Source organism: Neptunicoccus cionae (assembly GCF_014643735.1).
Classification (GTDB): Bacteria; Pseudomonadota; Alphaproteobacteria; order Rhodobacterales; family Rhodobacteraceae; genus Amylibacter; species Amylibacter cionae.
In genome coordinates this window covers 313699-328488 of the sequence record NZ_BMKA01000003.1, presented here as the reverse complement: position 1 = coordinate 328488, position 14790 = coordinate 313699, and the positions used below count along the sequence as shown (strand labels likewise).

The window sequence follows — 14790 nt, the reverse complement described above, 5'->3', positions numbered from 1 at the left end:
CGATCATGGCTTTAGACGAGCGTAAGGGCGTTTGGAAATCCGGTAAGGGCAAGGGCCGTCACACGCCCAAAGGCCGTCAGGTTCAGGATGAAGCGCTGGAAGAGGTGCAGGCCCTGTTGGGGGAGCGTCCACGCCGCCGTGATCTGCTGATCGAGCATATGCATCTGGTACAGGATACCTATGGGTGTCTGTCTGCGGCCCATTTGGCGGCTTTGGCAGAAGAAATGAAGCTTTCGCAGGCAGAAGTTTACGAAGTTGCAACCTTTTACGCGCATTTTGATGTGGTTAAGGAGGGCGAACAGGCACCGCCGGATCTGACGATACGGGTGTGTGATTCCCTATCGTGCGAGCTGGCCGGTTCGCAGGAGCTGTTGACTGCGCTGGCGCAAAAATATGCCAGCGGGATGGACGTGCGGGTCTTGCGTGCGCCTTGTATGGGGCGGTGCGACACTGCCCCTGTGCTGGAGCTGGGGCATAACCATATCGACCATGCAACCGTGGAAAAGGTTGAAGCGGCGATTAAGGGTGGTGATACCCACGCGCATCTGCCGGAATACGAGGGGTTTGAGGCCTATCGTGGGGACGGCGGTTATCAAACGCTGGAGACTCTGCGCGGTGGTGGCAAGTCGCCGGATGAATTGCAGGAAGAGGTCTTGCAAAGCGGATTGCGCGGTATGGGCGGCGCGGGTTTTCCGTCTGGCAGGAAATGGTCGTTTGTGCGGATGAACGAGGGGCCGCGTTATCTGGCCGTGAACGGGGACGAAGGGGAGCCGGGTACGTTTAAGGACCGGTATTTTCTGGAACGGGAACCCCATGTGTTTCTGGAAGGTATGTTGATTGCGGCTTGGGCTGTGGAAGCGGAGACATGCTTTATTTATATGCGGGACGAATATCCCGCAGTACTAGAAATTTTGCGGCGGGAAATCGCAGCACTTGAGGCTGCCGGTCTGGTGGCGGCGGGTTATATTGATTTGCGACGGGGTGCGGGCGCCTATATCTGCGGTGAAGAAAGTGCCATGATTGAAAGCATCGAAGGCAAACGGGGTATGCCGCGCCATCGTCCGCCTTTTGTTGCCTCGGTCGGTGTGTTCAATCGTCCGACGCTGGTTCACAACGTCGAGACGCTCTACTGGATTGCAAAAGTGGCGCGCTCGGGGCCTGAGATTTTCGGGGATCACGGGGTGAACGGGCGAAAGGGGATGCGCAGCTATTCCGTTTCGGGCCGTGTGCGCAATCCTGGTGTAAAGATCGCACCCGCGGGAACGACGATCCGATCGCTGATCGACGATTATTGCGGCGGGATGCTGTTGGGGCATACGTTCAAGGCGTATCAGCCGGGGGGGCCGTCTTCGGGGTTGTTGCCTGCCAGTCTGGATGACATTCCGCTGGATTTCGATACGTTGCAGGAACACGGCACGTTCATTGGGTCTGCTGCTGTTGTGGTGCTAAGCGATCAAGACAGTGCGCGGGGTGCTGCGCTGAATATGTTGAAGTTTTTTGAGGACGAAAGCTGTGGGCAATGTACGCCCTGCCGTGTGGGATGTGAGAAGGCGGTGAAGCTGATGCAGAAGGATCAGTGGGACCAGGGCTTGCTGGAGGAATTGTCAGTGGCGATGGTGGATGCGTCTATCTGCGGTCTGGGACAAGCTGCGCCTAATCCGATCCGTTCGGTTATGAAGCATTTTCCGGATGAGGTGTAACGGGGCTTGATGCCGATTGCGTTTTCGTCGGCCGAATTGGGCATTGAGACAGCGATGATTGCACAAGCACTGCTTGCGCTCGGCGGTGTTTGCGCTGCGGTATACTGGGTTGGCTTTTGCTATCGTGGTGAAAGTGCGGTGCGCTCGGTTATTAAGACGGCGAGTGTTGCGTGTCTGGGTCTTGCCGGTTGGATTGCGGGCGCAGAGATGAGCCTGATTGCAGCACTTGGATTTTGTGCGCTGGGCGATTTCGCCTTGTCGCGCAATGGCGAGCGGCTCTTCTTGATGGGGGTCGCCGCTTTTGCGCTGGGACATTTGTTTTATATCACTACGTTTGTAGGCCATCCTGAGAGTGATATCGCGCGACTGGCATTGCAATCGCGTCTTTCGATTGTAATCGGGCTGGGGGTCTTTGGTTTAGGGATGGCGGCAGTGCTGTACCGGATGGCTGGGACGATGCGTTTGGCTGTGGTTGCCTATGTTCCTGTCATCATGGCAATGGGCGGCGCGGCGCTGGTTCTGCCATTTTCAGGTGTGTTCGTCTTGGCGGTATGCGGTGCGGCCCTGTTTGTTCTGTCGGACCTTATTCTGTCACTGGAGTTGTTTGTGCTTCCCGCTGGGAGCCCAATCCTTAGGCTGACGCCTTTTGCAGTTTGGGGTGCCTACTGGTTGGCGCAGGCCCTGTTGCTAGCGGGATTGGTTGCGGCGTGAATGGAATGACGATCTGCGCTGATTCCCTGAACCCGTCTAAAACCTTGCGGAAAAACGGTATAAACCAGACGGGATGGTTGATTGGATGCAGTGAAAAACGCGCGAAATGTTTCTTTAATGGATTGCGAAATCGGGAAAAATCGGGTTTTCTTCCCAATCTGACGTGTGTTTGTGCGGCTATTGGAAAGCATTTGCCTACAGGGTAACTTATGGTATAGCGCGGCACGAGTTAACCGGTGAACGGGGGCCTTTGGGCTTCGTGATCATCTTTTGAGGTGCCTGCTTGCGGGCCAAAGGCGAAGGCAGAGCTTTCGCGCAATATGAGGATAGAAAACATGAGCGACATCGCAGATCGCGTGAGAAAAATCGTTGTCGAGCACCTGAGCGTTGACGAAGATAAAGTTGTTGAAGGCGCATCCTTCATCGACGATCTGGGCGCAGACAGCCTCGATACGGTTGAACTGGTTATGGCGTTCGAAGAAGAATTCGGCATCGAGATTCCAGACGACGCGGCTGAAACCATCCAGTCCTTCGGCGACGCAGTGAAGTTCATTAAAGAAGCTTCTTAAGACCTTTAGTCTTACCCCACAGAATTTTGAAACGCGGTCCCAATCGGGGCCGCGTTTTGCGTTTTGGATTTAAAATGTCGGTGCTGAGTTAGGGGATAGCTTTGAATTAGGGTATCATGATTCTTGGAGATCACGAACCTGGGGAGGCTGTGCCATGATCATTTATCCAACGATTGAATTAAAGGACGGGAAATGTGTCAGCCTGACACGGGGCCGTCTTGAAGAAGCTGCCATCTGGCATGTAGATCCGCTGAGCGTGGCGAAGGGGTTTGCCGATGCGGGTGCGTCCTGGATGCAGGTGACGGATTTCAATGCGATTGAGGGCGGTTCCGAGAATGCGGAACTGGTTGAGGAGATCATTCGCACCGTTGGTATTCCGGTGCAGGTGGCTGGTGGAATGCGCAGTGTCGAGACGGCCGTGCGCTGGATTGAGAAGGGCGCCGGTCGCATTGTGATCGGAACAGCGGCGGTCAAACAGCCGGCGCTGGTGCAGCAACTGGCGCGGGCGTTTCCAGACCAGATCGTCGTTTCGGTGGATTGCTGGCGCGGTCGGGTTCTGACGGACGGCTGGCGGGAAGAGAGCATGTTCGCGCCGATTCCCTTTTTGCGCAGCTATGCCGATGCGCCTTTGGCTGGCTTCCTTGTTACGGATGTGGACGCGGATGTGGAAGATATAGAGGTCGGAGCGTCCGAAATCTCGGTGCTGGCGGCAAGCACACGGCATCCTGTGATTGCAAGCGGCTTGGTGCGCAATCTTGATGATGTATCCATGCTGAAATATGCGGGGCATTGTGACGGTGTTATTATCGGTCGGGCCTTGTTCAACAAAAGCGTTGATTTGCGCAAGGCGCTTGAGGTTGCTGTTCCCGAAGTGGAGGAGATCGCCAGCTTCGTTTGACCCGTTGAGGCCTGTAACGCTTTTGACATTTGACCCTGCCAGTTACTTGCCCAGCGTGGCGCAAGGCTGTAGAGAGGCTGAGAAATAAATAACCAAGATACGAGGGCTAGTATGCGTCGGGTTGTTGTCACAGGTTTGGGTATGGTTTCGCCGCTTGCATGCGGTGTCGAAGAAACATGGAAGCGTTTGCTGGCGGGTGACAGCGCGGCGGGGACTATTACGCGGTTTGATGCGGATCATTTGGCGACCAATTACGCCTGCGAGATTCCGCGCGGGGACGGGTCTGACGGGACGTTCAATCCTGATGACTGGATGGAGCCTAAAGAACAGCGCAAGGTGGATGATTTCATTCTCTATGGCATTGCTGCGGCGACACAAGCTGTTGAGGACAGTGGTTGGACCCCGAAAGACGAAGAAGATTTCCACCGGACGGGTGTTTTGATCGGCTCCGGTATCGGCGGGCTTGATTCCATTGCAAAGACTGCGATCACTTTGAAGGAAAAGGGGCCGCGTCGTGTTTCCCCATTCTTTATTCCAGGTGCGCTGATCAATCTGGTTTCGGGTCAGGTTTCTATCAAATACGGCTTTAAGGGGCCGAACCATTCGGTGGTGACGGCTTGTTCGACTGGAGCCCATGCAATCGGGGATGCGGCGCGGATTATTGCGCTCGATGATGCGGATGTGATGGTTGCCGGTGGGGCCGAGGGCGCGATCTGTGAGATCGGCATGGCTGGTTTTAACGCTTGTAAAGCACTGAGCACAAAGCGTCGGGACGATCCGAAATCTGCGAGTCGTCCTTACGATGCGGACCGCGATGGGTTTGTGATGGGTGAAGGTGCGGGTATTGTTGTTCTGGAAGAATACGAACACGCCAAAGCCCGCGGTGCGAAAATTTACGCCGAGGTGCTGGGCTATGGCATGTCCGGTGACGCTTATCACATCACGGCCCCGTCCGAGGATGGTGATGGCGGGTTCCGTGCCATGAAAGCGGCGCTGAAACGGGCTGGCTTGGAGCCTGCGGATGTTGACTATATCAACGCGCATGGCACATCCACGATGGCGGATACGATTGAGCTGGGCGCTGTTGAGCGTATGCTTGGGGACCACGCCAAGGATGCCACAATGTCCTCGACCAAATCCTCTATCGGGCACCTTTTGGGCGCAGCGGGGGCGGTTGAAGCGATCTTCTGTATTCTCGCGCTGCGCGACCAGATTGCACCGCCGACGATCAATCTGGATAATCCTGCTATTGATAGCACAATCGACCTTGCGCCGAATTCCGCGCGTGAGCGGGAGATTGAAGTCGCGCTGTCGAACTCTTTTGGGTTTGGTGGTACGAACGCTTGCCTGATTATGGGGCGCGCTTCCTAAGCGCCCCTTTTTGGGTCTCGGTAAGATATCTGCCGCACCGGTGAGAGCACTGGCGGCATAGCGGAAAGCGCATAAATGGCACGGCATATTGCGGCGAACTTCGTCAACCTTTTGATTGTTCTGCTGGTAATTGCCGGCGGGTTGTTTTTCTGGGCCAAGGCGGAGTTTACCCGTCCCGGACCTTTGCAGAACTCTATCTATATTGAAGTGCCGCGCGGTGGCACTGTTAGCCGTTTGTCTAAGAGCCTAGAAGAGCAGGGTGCTGTGTCTTACGGGCTGATCATGCGGGTTGCGTCGGATTACAATGGTCAGGCGAGCCAGCTAAAGTTTGGAAATTATGAGATTCCGGCCCGTGCATCAATGGCGGATATTCTGGATATTGTCACCAAGGGCGGGGCGGGATCGTTTCGGTTCCTGGCCAATTATCGCATCGGTATTCGTGGCGCCAAGATGACTTTGTCCGAGCGCGAGCCTGGCACGGGTAAGACCGAAGAGCTGGCGGAGTTTGAAGAAGGTGGGGAACTGCCGGAGCCATATGCCAAACTGGTCGACGCGAAAACGCCGATTGTGTACCGGATTACTGTAGCGGAAGGCACAACAAGCTGGCAGATCGTCGAGAGCCTGAAGCAAGCTGATTTCCTTGGTGGCACGTTTGAGAATGTTCCCCCAGAAGGTATGTTGTCCCCCAATACCTATGAAGTTCGGCGCGGAACGCTGGTGGAAGATGTGGTTGAACAGATGTTCAACGCTCAGGAGCGTATTCTGGCAGAGGAATGGGAAAACCGTGCAGAGGGGCTGCCGTTTGACACGCCGGAAGCCGCACTGGCGCTGGCGTCGATCATCGAAAAGGAAACCGGCGTTGCTGAAGAGCGGGCCGAAGTTGCGGCTGTTTTTGTTAATCGGTTGAACAAGGGCATGAAGCTTCAGATGGATTCGACCGTTGAGTATGGCATCACCAACGGTGAAGGGTTTTTGGAGCGGGGCTTGCGGCGCAGTGAACTGTCCAAGAAGACGCCGTATAACACTTATATCATCGAAGGCTTGCCGCCGGGACCGATCGGGAACCCCGGGCGGGATGCGATCCATGCGACGCTACATCCCAACGAGAGCAACAATCTGTTCTTCGTGGCGGATGGCACAGGCGGGCACGCTTTTGCGGAAACACTGGTAGAGCATAACGCGAATGTTGCGAAATGGCGCAAGATCGAAGCTGAGAAACGGCGCCAGAACAACGGCGGCTGACCCTCTGCGGTCTGTGAGAAATCGTTTCGTATCAAGGGCTTGCTTTGCGCGTTGCGCGGGTGGTGTTGCGTTGGGGTTGCGCGTTTGATTGACTTTGCGACCGCTCCTCGATATACCTTTGGACAAGATGGAAGAAGTGGGTAACGACCCTGGCAGCATTTGCCTTGGGTCGTTTTTTGTTTCTACCGTCCCGGTGATGGCACCGATAGGAACTCTTATAAAATGACAAAGATTGAGAAAGTGGACGTGCAAGCGTTGCCGCTGCTTTTGCGTGAGGCACGAGCGGCTGTTGCTGAATTGCGCCAGCGTATTATCCGTGATCTGTCCGAGAAGACTCCTAAAGCCGAACCTATCACAACTGCGCAGTTGTTGACCCTTGTGAGGGAATACAGCGCCGCAGTTTTGCATGTAACGTCGCTTGAGGCCCACATTGAAAAACATAGCAGCGCCATCCGCGGTGTCGTCCAAGGAGACGCCGTCAACCTTGAAGACGCCAGACGGGAAGTCCTTGACCGACTTGCTCGGTTCCGCGAGCGAAGCGGAGATTGAGGACTTCCTAGCAGGTTTGAGCGATCAGACCTTAATGGCTTTGCCCTATCTGTTTGAATTCTGGGCTTTGCCCCACCAAAGGGCACCGGGTGGCGATTGGGCCAGTTGGGTGATCATGGGGGGGCGTGGTGCGGGCAAGACCCGTGCCGGTGCGGAATGGGTGCGTCAGCAGGTAGAGGGGGCCGAGCCCTTTGATAAGGGAAGCTGTCGCCGCGTGGCCTTGGTTGGGGAGACACTGGATCAGGTGCGGGAGGTTATGGTGTTTGGCGAGAGCGGCATCATGGCGTGTAGTCCGCCGGATCGCAAACCGGAGTGGCATGCTTCCCGTCGGGTTTTGGTTTGGCCAAATGGGGCGGAGGCTTGGGCAATGTCTGCGAGCAGCCCTGAAGCCTTGCGCGGGCCGCAGTTCGATTGCGCTTGGGCAGATGAGTTAGGCAAATGGCGGCGGGGACGTGATTGCTGGGATATGCTGCAATTCGCGCTTCGGCTGGGAGATAAACCCCGCACGCTGGTTACGACGACGCCGCGCAATATCGGGGTGCTGAAGGAAATCCTGAAGGCAGGGGACACGGTTGTCACCCATGCGCCAACGGAGGCGAATAGGGCGAACCTTGCGCCTGGGTTTCTGAAAAAGGTTTACACGGATTACAGCGGCACGCGGTTGGGCCAACAGGAGTTGGATGGCCGGATGCTGGAAGATGCGGAAGGCGCTTTGTGGCCGATGGACCGGCTGGAGGCCTTGCGCAGCGCGGAAGTGCCGGAGTTGGACCGAATTGTGGTTGCGGTTGATCCTCCGGCCTCTGGCAAGTCTACGGCGGATGCTTGCGGGATCGTTGTGGCTGGAATGCAGAAGATCGGTTCAGGGCCGCAGGATTGGCGGGCGTGGGTTCTGGAAGATGCGAGCATCAGGGGGGCCAGCCCTGCGAAGTGGGCGGCCCACGTGGTAGAGGCGGCCCGCAACTGGCAGGCGGACCGAGTTGTGGCTGAGGTCAATCAAGGGGGCGATATGGTTGAAAGTGTTTTGCGTCAGCAAGACCCGCTGTTGGCCTATCGCGGTGTTCATGCGACCCGCGGAAAGTCTGTCAGGGCGGAACCTGTGGCAGCACTTTACGAGCAGGGGCGCGTATTTCACGCGCCGGGTTTGCAGGCGCTAGAGGCACAGATGGGGGATATGACGTTGCTGGGATTTGAGGGCAAAGGATCCCCGGATCGGGTTGATGCATTGGTTTGGGCCCTGACGGATTTGATGATTGATCCGGCGGCGCAATTTAAAAGACCGCAGATACGCCGCTTGTAAGACGGTTTGTAACGCACTGTTTCAAATATAAATTAGGAGTAATTCAGATGGTACTGCAATTTTTGCGCAGTGCGTCCCAGAGGGATGCGCCAGAAGAAAAGGCCTCGGCGGCGGGGCCTGTGATTGCGTTTCACGGTTCGGGGAGGCCTGCATGGTCGGCGCGGGATGTGGGGAGTTTGACGCGCAGTGGATTTCTGGCCAATCCGGTCGGGTTTCGGTGTGTCAAAATGATCGCGGAAGCGGCGGCGGCGGTGCCCTTTGTGGTGAGCGGACGGGAAACGCGGTTTGAGGCGCACCCGCTGATTGATCTGTTGGCGCGGCCTAACGGGCTTCAGGGGGGAGTCGATCTGCTGGAGAGTTTCTACGGGCAGTTTCTGTTGTCCGGTGACGGCTATCTTGAGGCGGCGGGAAGTGGTGCCGGTGGCGGGCCTGCCGAAATTTACGTGCTGCGCTCGGACCGGATGAAGGTGGTTCCGGGCGCTGATGGCTGGCCGGATGCGTATGAATATGCGGTGGGGTCGCGCAAGGTGCGGTTTGATATGGGGGCGGATGTGCCGCCGGTCTGCCATGTGCGGGCATTTCACCCGCTGGATGACCATTACGGTTTGTCCCCGATACAGGCGGCTGCGACTGCGCTTGATGTGCATAACGCGGCGTGCCGGTGGTCCAAGGCGCTGCTGGATAATGCGGCGCGGCCCAGCGGTGCGATTGTGTATCGCGGGGTGGACGGTCAGGGCAGTTTGCAGGCGGATCAGTATGACCGGCTGGTGGAGGAGATCGAGGCTAACCATCAGGGCGCGCGTAATGCGGGGCGGCCCATGTTGCTGGAGGGCGGTCTGGATTGGAAGCCGATGGGGTTCTCGCCGTCAGATATGGAGTTTCAGAAAACCAAGGAAAGTGCAGCGCGCGAGGTGGCTTTGGCCTTTGGTGTGCCGCCGATGCTGTTGGGGCTGCCTGGCGATGCGACCTATGCGAATTATGCCGAAGCGAACCGTGCGTTTTACCGGCTGACGGTTTTGCCGCTGGTCAAGAAGCTGGCAGCGGCTTTGTCGGCGTGGTTGCCAGCGTTTTACGGCGAAGCAGTGCAGTTTTTGGCAGATATGGACGGAATTCCGGCGCTGGCGATAGAGCGAGAGGCGCAGTGGCGGCGTGTGGCCGAGGCGGATTTCCTATCAGATCGGGAGAAGCGTAGGCTGTTGGGCTTGTCCGCTGAACCGGATGAGTAGAGGCGTCGGGTCGCGATATTTGTATGAGCCATTCGAGGCGGCTGCGAAACTGGAAACCCACCGGCAGGTGACGGATGAACGCTGGATCGCGCTGGAGCGGCGGCTTGAGATGATCGAGAGCGCGTTGGAACGGTTGGAGCGGCGGATCTGGTTGGCGGTTTACGGCGTGGTCGGGTTTGTTCTGACGCGCGGGATACTGGTGCTTCTGGATGTGACGCAGCAGGTTTGATGCCCTCTGGCATCGCAAATTAAGGAAACGGGTATGGGATATGGAGAGGGCGCTTGCGCACTTGAGAGGAAGTTTTGTCGGTTTGAGGCGGGCATTGATGTGTCGGAGGGGAGCGAAATCTCGGGCTATGCATCGGTGTTTGGCGCTTCGGATCAGGGCGGTGATGTGGTCCAGAAGGGTGCTTACGGGCGCAGTCTGAAAGCGATGTCGCTGGATGGACGGCGGGTGAAGATGCTCTGGCAGCATGATCCGGGCCGTCCGATCGGGGTCTGGGAAGAGGTGCGCGAGGACGACAAGGGGTTATTCGTCAAGGGGCGCATTCTGGCGGAGGTTCAGGCCGGGGCCGAAGCTTTGGCGCTGATCAAAGCGGGCGCGATTGAGGGTTTGTCTATCGGATATCGAACAATTCGGGCCGAGAAATCCGCAGGTGACGCAAGATTGTTGCACGAACTCGATCTTTGGGAGGTGTCATTGGTAACGTTCCCGATGCTTCCAGAGGCGCGGATCGGACAGGGCGCCAAGGCGGATGATGCGCTGGCGCAGGAGCTGATAGCCACCCTTCAGGCCGCAAAGGCGCAGCTGTCAGACTGACGGACGCCGGCGTTTACCGAATTTTTCAACGACAGTTTTATCAACAGCACAGGATTGATCATGAGCACATCAACCACCCCCATGCCGGATGCACCGCAGGAGGCGAAATCTATGCCTTCTGTTCAGGTGAAGGCGGCGATGGATGATTTTTTGCAGGACGTAACCAAGGTGAATAGCGATTTGAAAAACCGACTTCAGGAACAGGAAAAGAGATTGAACATGCTGGAACGCAAGAACACTGGCGCGCGGCGCCCTGTATTGTCTGCCGTGGCAGAGGTTGAGGTGCCCCATAAGAAGGCGTTTGCAGCGTATCTGCGCAGTGGCGATGACGATGGGATGCGCGCGCTGGATGTAGAAGAAAAAGCGCTCTCGACGGCGGTGTCGGGGGACGGGGGCTATCTGGTTGATCCCCAGACGGCGGATCAGATTGCGGGTGTTTTGCATGCCACAGCGTCTATCCGCGCGATTGCCAATGTGGTGGCGGTGGAGTCCACGGCCTATGATGTGCTGGTGGATCACACCGAACTTGGCGCGGGATGGGCGAGTGAGACCGGTTCGGCCTCAGAGACTTCGACGCCGCAGGTGGAGCGGATTTCTATCCCGCTGCATGAATTGTCGGCGCTGCCAAAGGCGTCTCAGCGGTTGCTGGATGACAGTGCGTTTGACGTTGAAGGCTGGCTGGCGACGCGGATTGCGGACAAGTTTTCCCGTGCGGAAGGGGTGGCCTTTGTGTCGGGCGACGGTGTGGACAAGCCAACGGGGTTTCTGACCTATACGACAGTAGCGAACGACAGTTGGAGCTGGGGTGATCTTGGCTATGTCGCGACCGGTGCGGATGGGGATTTTGCGGCGGTCGATCCCGCAGATGCGATTGTTGATCTGGTCTATTCGCTGGGTGCGCGATACCGCGCCAATGCGACTTTTGTGATGAATTCCAAGACGGCTGGTGCCGTGCGCAAGATGAAGGACGCGGACGGGCGGTTCCTGTGGTCTGATGGTTTGGCCGCGGGGGAGCCTGCGCGTCTGATGGGGTATGCGGTGCTCGTGGCCGAGGATATGCCGGATATTTCCAGCGGGGCCAACGCCGTTGCGTTTGGGGACTTTGCTGCGGGTTATACCGTGGCAGAGCGGCCGGACCTGCGGATTTTGCGCGATCCGTTTAGCGCCAAGCCTCATGTGCTGTTTTACGCCACCAAGCGGGTTGGCGGGGATGTCAGCGACTTTGCGGCCATCAAACTGCTGAAATTCGCCGCGTCTTAAGCGGTTAACAGGATCCCTTTCAGGGATGGTACAACGGGGTTCGCTTCGTTGTTCCTGATGTGTTGCGGGGCGGTTCTGCTGTCCTCCGTCCAGCCGGCCCGCACACATCAATTTATTAAATTTGATCCGTATTGGGAGAATACGCTTATGATTTTGACTGAACTTTCAAGCGTTCCGAGCGGATCGCTGCCTTTGGCATTGCTGAAGGAGCATTTGCGGCTGGGGACTGGGTTTTCTAGCGGGGCGGAGCAGGACGACTTGCTAGAAGCCTATCTGCGTGCAGCGATTAGTGCGGTGGAAGGCCGGACAGGGCTGGTGCTGCTGGAGAAGTCTTTCAACTGGGCGCTGACCGCTTGGCGGCACTATGACCGGCAGGTGTTGCCGGTGCGCCCTGTGCAATCGGTAGATACGCTGACGTTGGTGGACAGGGCGGGTGGTGAGACCGTCATGCCGCCGGAAACCTATCATTTGGAACGGGACAGTCAGAACCCTGCTTTGGTGGCAGTTGGGCTGGCACTGGCGGTTATTCCGGATGGGGGCAGTGCGGAGATTTCTTTTACAGCCGGATATGGCCCTGTCTGGAGCGATGTGCCGCCTGATCTGGCGCGGGCTGTTTTGCTGTTAGCGGCGGAATTCTACGAGCACCGCGCGAGCCGTGAGGGGGCGAGTTTGCCGACTGCGATCCTGTCCCTGCTGGAGCGCTTCCGCAAGGTGCGGTTGTTGGGGGGCGCATAGATGGGGCGGACCGTGGAGTTGAACCGGCAGCTGACGCTGGAGCGGCGGCAGCGGATTTCCGACGGTGCGGGCGGATTTGAACGGGACTGGGTGGCCTTGGGAGAGGTTTGGGCGGACGTGCAGATGCGCAGTGTGCGAGTAACTGAGGTCTCCGCCGGGACGACAGCGCTGGAGCGGCACAGGATCATTGTGCGCGGCGCACCGCAAGGTGATCCGCAGCGACCGATGCCGGGGCAGCGATTTGTCGAAGGGAGCCGGATTTATGGAATTGAATCGGTGGCGGAACATGACAGTGCCGGATTGTATCTGCTGTGCTGGACCCGTGAGGAGGTGCTGACGTGACTTATGCGGTTTCTCATGCGCTTCAGCAGGGGGTGTATCTGGCGCTGACTGGAGATGCGGTGTTGACAGGGCTGGTCGGAGGCAACGTGTTTGATGCGCCGCCAAGCGGGGCAATACCGGATCTGTATGTCATGCTCGGGGATGAGCAGGCGCGGGATCGTTCCAGCGGGTCGGCGGGGGCGGCCTTGCACGATCTGGACGTTCGCGTGGTGTCTTCGTCGGCGGGATTTGCCGGAGCAAAGCAGGTGGCGGCGGCGGTGTGTGATGCGGTGATCGGTGCGGACATTGTTCTGGCGCGGGGGCATTTGGTTTCGCTGTCTTTTCGGGCGGCGCGCGCTGTGCGGGAAGGCAGTCCGGAACAGCGGCAGATACGTCTGAAGTTTCGCGCCTTCGTGGAAGACAGCTGAACGGCGTTGGGTCGATTTCAGAAAACATTGCAGTAACAAAATTACAGAAATTAGGAGAGATTGATGACGGCACAGAACGGGAAAGATCTGCTGATTAAAGTGGATATGGATAATGCGGGCAGTTTTGAGACTCTGGCGGGTCTTCGTGCGTCGCGTATCTCATTTAATACAGAAACGGTTGATGTGACTGCGCTGGACAGCACGGGGGGCTGGCGCGAGTTGTTGGCGGGTGGCGGCGTGAAAACCGCGAGCATTAGCGGTTCCGGTGTGTTTCGCGATGACAGCACGGACGAGCGGGCGCGGCAGATTTTCTTTGACGGGCAGATACCGGATTTTCAGGTGGTGATACCGGATTTCGGGATCGTTGAGGGCGCGTTTCAGATTACCTCGCTTGAGTATGCGGGGCAGTTTGACGGGGAGGCGACCTATGAGATGGCCTTTGCTTCGGCTGGTGCGCTGGCTTTTTCGGCGATCTGATGGGGAACCCTTATCGCGGAGAGGTGGTGCTGACGGTTGATGGTGTCGAGCGCGTGATGCGGTTGAGCCTTGGTGCGTTGGCTAAACTAGAGGCGCGTCTGGGGGCTGAGGGGGTGTTGCCGCTGATTGAACGGTTCGAGCGGGGGGCGTTCAAAGCGGACGACCTTATCGCGCTTTTGTGGGCCGGATTAACGGGCGCCGGCTGGGAGGGTAGCGAGACTGATTTGCGGCAGGCCGAGATTTCCGGCGGCGCGATGGGGGCTGCGCGGGCGGCGGGGTTGTTGTTGCGGCTGACCTTTACCTTGCCGGAGCCTGCGGATGATTGACTGGGCGGGATTAATGGCGCTGGGGCTGGGTCAGTTGCGCCTGTTGCCAGACCAGTTCTGGGCGCTGACGCCGGTGGAGTTGATGATGATGGCGGGTGTGGCGCCGGGGGTGACGCCGGGGCTGAGCCGTGCGCGGCTTGATGCGCTCTGCGTGCAATTTCCTGACACGTAAGACCAACAGAAAGGACCAAGCATGAGTGATTATGGATCTGATCTGGAGACGCTGGAAAACCAGCTGGAGTCTCTGGAGAGCAATATTTCTGCCACGGCGCAAATGTCGGCTGTTTTCCAGCAGGAGTTGAACGGGATGCAGACGAGTATCTCGGTGGCGGAGAAGGAGGCGCGGGGGTTGTCGTCTTCTTTGTCTAAAGGGCTGCGAGGGGCTTTCGGGGATGTGATCCTTGAGGGGGCAAAGTTTTCCGATGTGCTGGAGTCGCTGGCGCAGCGGATGATCCGCAGCACGTTTAGTCAGGCGATGTCGCCTGTGACAGATGCCATCGGGGGGGCGCTGAGCGGGGGCGTCAATTCAATCCTTGGCAGTATTTTTCCAAGCGCGAACGGGAACGCTTTTGTCGGGGGGCGAGCGACGGCCTTTGCCAAAGGCGGTGTTGTGGGAGGGCCGACTGTCTTTCCTATGCGCGGTGGAATGGGATTGATGGGAGAGGCAGGACCGGAGGCGATTATGCCGCTGCGCCGCGGGGCGGACGGGCGGCTGGGCGTTGAAGGGGCCGGAGGGGGCAATGCGGTAAGCGTCACGATGAATATCACAACACCGGACGCCGAGAGTTTCACACGGTCCCAGACCCAAGTGGCAGCAGGGATCAGTCGGGCCATCGCCCGTGGCAACCGGAATCAGTAGG

General features: G+C 57.9%; 19 protein-coding genes. All 19 read left to right on the top strand.

All coding sequences use genetic code 11. The features are described 5' to 3' along the window. Positions 1-5 precede the first annotated feature (5 nt). The 19 genes from IEX10_RS12505 to IEX10_RS12415 all read left to right on the top strand — a co-directional run bounded on the left by IEX10_RS12505 (position 6) and on the right by IEX10_RS12415 (position 14789). Complete coding sequence (locus tag IEX10_RS12505; RefSeq protein WP_188675722.1) at positions 6-1700, top strand: NAD(P)H-dependent oxidoreductase subunit E; 1695 nt, start codon at positions 6-8, stop codon at positions 1698-1700. Positions 1701-1709: 9 nt separating this feature from the next. Beyond that, positions 1710-2411 (top strand): lysoplasmalogenase family protein, encoded by a 702-nt coding sequence (locus IEX10_RS12500; protein WP_188675719.1) that lies wholly within the window; start codon positions 1710-1712, stop codon positions 2409-2411. 335 nt (positions 2412-2746) lie between these two features. Then, positions 2747-2980 carry an acyl carrier protein gene (locus IEX10_RS12495; protein WP_069299629.1) on the top strand — a complete coding sequence of 78 codons (234 nt, stop codon included), beginning with the start codon at positions 2747-2749 and terminating at the stop codon, positions 2978-2980. Positions 2981-3134: 154 nt separating this feature from the next. Then, positions 3135-3878 carry a 1-(5-phosphoribosyl)-5-[(5-phosphoribosylamino)methylideneamino]imidazole-4-carboxamide isomerase gene (locus IEX10_RS12490; RefSeq protein ID WP_188675716.1) on the top strand — a complete coding sequence of 248 codons (744 nt, stop codon included), beginning with the start codon at positions 3135-3137 and terminating at the stop codon, positions 3876-3878. Positions 3879-3989: 111 nt separating this feature from the next. Beyond that, positions 3990-5249 carry a beta-ketoacyl-ACP synthase II gene (fabF, locus tag IEX10_RS12485; protein ID WP_188675713.1) on the top strand — a complete coding sequence of 420 codons (1260 nt, stop codon included), beginning with the start codon at positions 3990-3992 and terminating at the stop codon, positions 5247-5249. 75 nt (positions 5250-5324) lie between these two features. Continuing rightward, a complete protein-coding gene (mltG, locus tag IEX10_RS12480; RefSeq protein WP_188675710.1) occupies positions 5325-6491 on the top strand; it encodes an endolytic transglycosylase MltG in 1167 nt (388 codons plus the stop codon). A 222-nt stretch (positions 6492-6713) separates the two neighbouring features. Next, positions 6714-7040 carry a hypothetical protein gene (locus IEX10_RS12475; RefSeq protein ID WP_188675707.1) on the top strand — a complete coding sequence of 109 codons (327 nt, stop codon included), beginning with the start codon at positions 6714-6716 and terminating at the stop codon, positions 7038-7040. After that, entirely contained in the window at positions 7036-8337 is a 1302-nt protein-coding gene (locus IEX10_RS12470; protein WP_444543230.1) for a DNA-packaging protein, read from the top strand. Before IEX10_RS12475 ends, IEX10_RS12470 begins: the two co-directional genes overlap by 5 nt. A gap of 47 nt (positions 8338-8384) precedes the next feature. Further along, positions 8385-9563, top strand: coding sequence for a phage portal protein (locus IEX10_RS12465; RefSeq protein WP_188675705.1), 1179 nt, complete (start codon positions 8385-8387; stop codon positions 9561-9563). 19 nt (positions 9564-9582) lie between these two features. Continuing rightward, positions 9583-9792 carry a GTA head formation protein, RCAP_rcc01685 family gene (locus IEX10_RS12460; RefSeq protein ID WP_229678537.1) on the top strand — a complete coding sequence of 70 codons (210 nt, stop codon included), beginning with the start codon at positions 9583-9585 and terminating at the stop codon, positions 9790-9792. Between the two features lie 33 nt (positions 9793-9825). Next, positions 9826-10383, top strand: coding sequence for an HK97 family phage prohead protease (locus tag IEX10_RS12455; protein ID WP_188675702.1), 558 nt, complete (start codon positions 9826-9828; stop codon positions 10381-10383). Positions 10384-10443: 60 nt separating this feature from the next. Continuing rightward, positions 10444-11643 (top strand): phage major capsid protein, encoded by a 1200-nt coding sequence (locus IEX10_RS12450; protein ID WP_373287470.1) that lies wholly within the window; start codon positions 10444-10446, stop codon positions 11641-11643. Positions 11644-11790: 147 nt separating this feature from the next. Continuing rightward, the gene (locus IEX10_RS12445) at positions 11791-12378 is read left to right on the top strand and encodes a head-tail connector protein (RefSeq protein WP_188675700.1); all 588 of its coding nucleotides are present in this window, start codon (positions 11791-11793) and stop codon (positions 12376-12378) included. Further along, a complete protein-coding gene (locus IEX10_RS12440; RefSeq protein ID WP_188675698.1) occupies positions 12379-12720 on the top strand; it encodes a head-tail adaptor protein in 342 nt (113 codons plus the stop codon). Further along, positions 12717-13127 (top strand): DUF3168 domain-containing protein, encoded by a 411-nt coding sequence (locus IEX10_RS12435; protein ID WP_188675697.1) that lies wholly within the window; start codon positions 12717-12719, stop codon positions 13125-13127. Before IEX10_RS12440 ends, IEX10_RS12435 begins: the two co-directional genes overlap by 4 nt. Positions 13128-13190: 63 nt before the next feature. After that, positions 13191-13604: a phage major tail protein, TP901-1 family gene (locus tag IEX10_RS12430; protein WP_188675696.1), complete on the top strand. Its 414-nt coding sequence runs from the start codon at positions 13191-13193 to the stop codon at positions 13602-13604. Beyond that, positions 13604-13930 (top strand): gene transfer agent family protein, encoded by a 327-nt coding sequence (locus tag IEX10_RS12425; protein ID WP_188675695.1) that lies wholly within the window; start codon positions 13604-13606, stop codon positions 13928-13930. The genes IEX10_RS12430 and IEX10_RS12425 overlap by 1 nt, the downstream gene beginning before the upstream one ends. Beyond that, entirely contained in the window at positions 13923-14102 is a 180-nt protein-coding gene (locus tag IEX10_RS12420) for a rcc01693 family protein (RefSeq protein WP_308420708.1), read from the top strand. Before IEX10_RS12425 ends, IEX10_RS12420 begins: the two co-directional genes overlap by 8 nt. Before the next feature lie 21 nt (positions 14103-14123). Then, complete coding sequence (locus IEX10_RS12415) at positions 14124-14789, top strand: RcGTA-type gene transfer agent tail tape measure protein (RefSeq protein WP_188675694.1); 666 nt, start codon at positions 14124-14126, stop codon at positions 14787-14789. Position 14790 lies beyond the last annotated feature (1 nt).

Coding starts and splice junctions, on each gene's coding strand:
- IEX10_RS12505 (WP_188675722.1), top strand. CDS start 6: ATGGCTTTAGACGAGCGTAAGGGCGTTTGGAAATCCGGTAAGGGCAAG.
- IEX10_RS12500 (WP_188675719.1), top strand. CDS start 1,710: ATGCCGATTGCGTTTTCGTCGGCCGAATTGGGCATTGAGACAGCGATG.
- IEX10_RS12495 (WP_069299629.1), top strand. CDS start 2,747: ATGAGCGACATCGCAGATCGCGTGAGAAAAATCGTTGTCGAGCACCTG.
- IEX10_RS12490 (WP_188675716.1), top strand. CDS start 3,135: ATGATCATTTATCCAACGATTGAATTAAAGGACGGGAAATGTGTCAGC.
- fabF (WP_188675713.1), top strand. CDS start 3,990: ATGCGTCGGGTTGTTGTCACAGGTTTGGGTATGGTTTCGCCGCTTGCA.
- mltG (WP_188675710.1), top strand. CDS start 5,325: ATGGCACGGCATATTGCGGCGAACTTCGTCAACCTTTTGATTGTTCTG.
- IEX10_RS12475 (WP_188675707.1), top strand. CDS start 6,714: ATGACAAAGATTGAGAAAGTGGACGTGCAAGCGTTGCCGCTGCTTTTG.
- IEX10_RS12465 (WP_188675705.1), top strand. CDS start 8,385: ATGGTACTGCAATTTTTGCGCAGTGCGTCCCAGAGGGATGCGCCAGAA.
- IEX10_RS12455 (WP_188675702.1), top strand. CDS start 9,826: ATGGGATATGGAGAGGGCGCTTGCGCACTTGAGAGGAAGTTTTGTCGG.
- IEX10_RS12450 (WP_373287470.1), top strand. CDS start 10,444: ATGAGCACATCAACCACCCCCATGCCGGATGCACCGCAGGAGGCGAAA.
- IEX10_RS12445 (WP_188675700.1), top strand. CDS start 11,791: ATGATTTTGACTGAACTTTCAAGCGTTCCGAGCGGATCGCTGCCTTTG.
- IEX10_RS12440 (WP_188675698.1), top strand. CDS start 12,379: ATGGGGCGGACCGTGGAGTTGAACCGGCAGCTGACGCTGGAGCGGCGG.
- IEX10_RS12430 (WP_188675696.1), top strand. CDS start 13,191: ATGACGGCACAGAACGGGAAAGATCTGCTGATTAAAGTGGATATGGAT.
- IEX10_RS12425 (WP_188675695.1), top strand. CDS start 13,604: ATGGGGAACCCTTATCGCGGAGAGGTGGTGCTGACGGTTGATGGTGTC.
- IEX10_RS12420 (WP_308420708.1), top strand. CDS start 13,923: ATGATTGACTGGGCGGGATTAATGGCGCTGGGGCTGGGTCAGTTGCGC.
- IEX10_RS12415 (WP_188675694.1), top strand. CDS start 14,124: ATGAGTGATTATGGATCTGATCTGGAGACGCTGGAAAACCAGCTGGAG.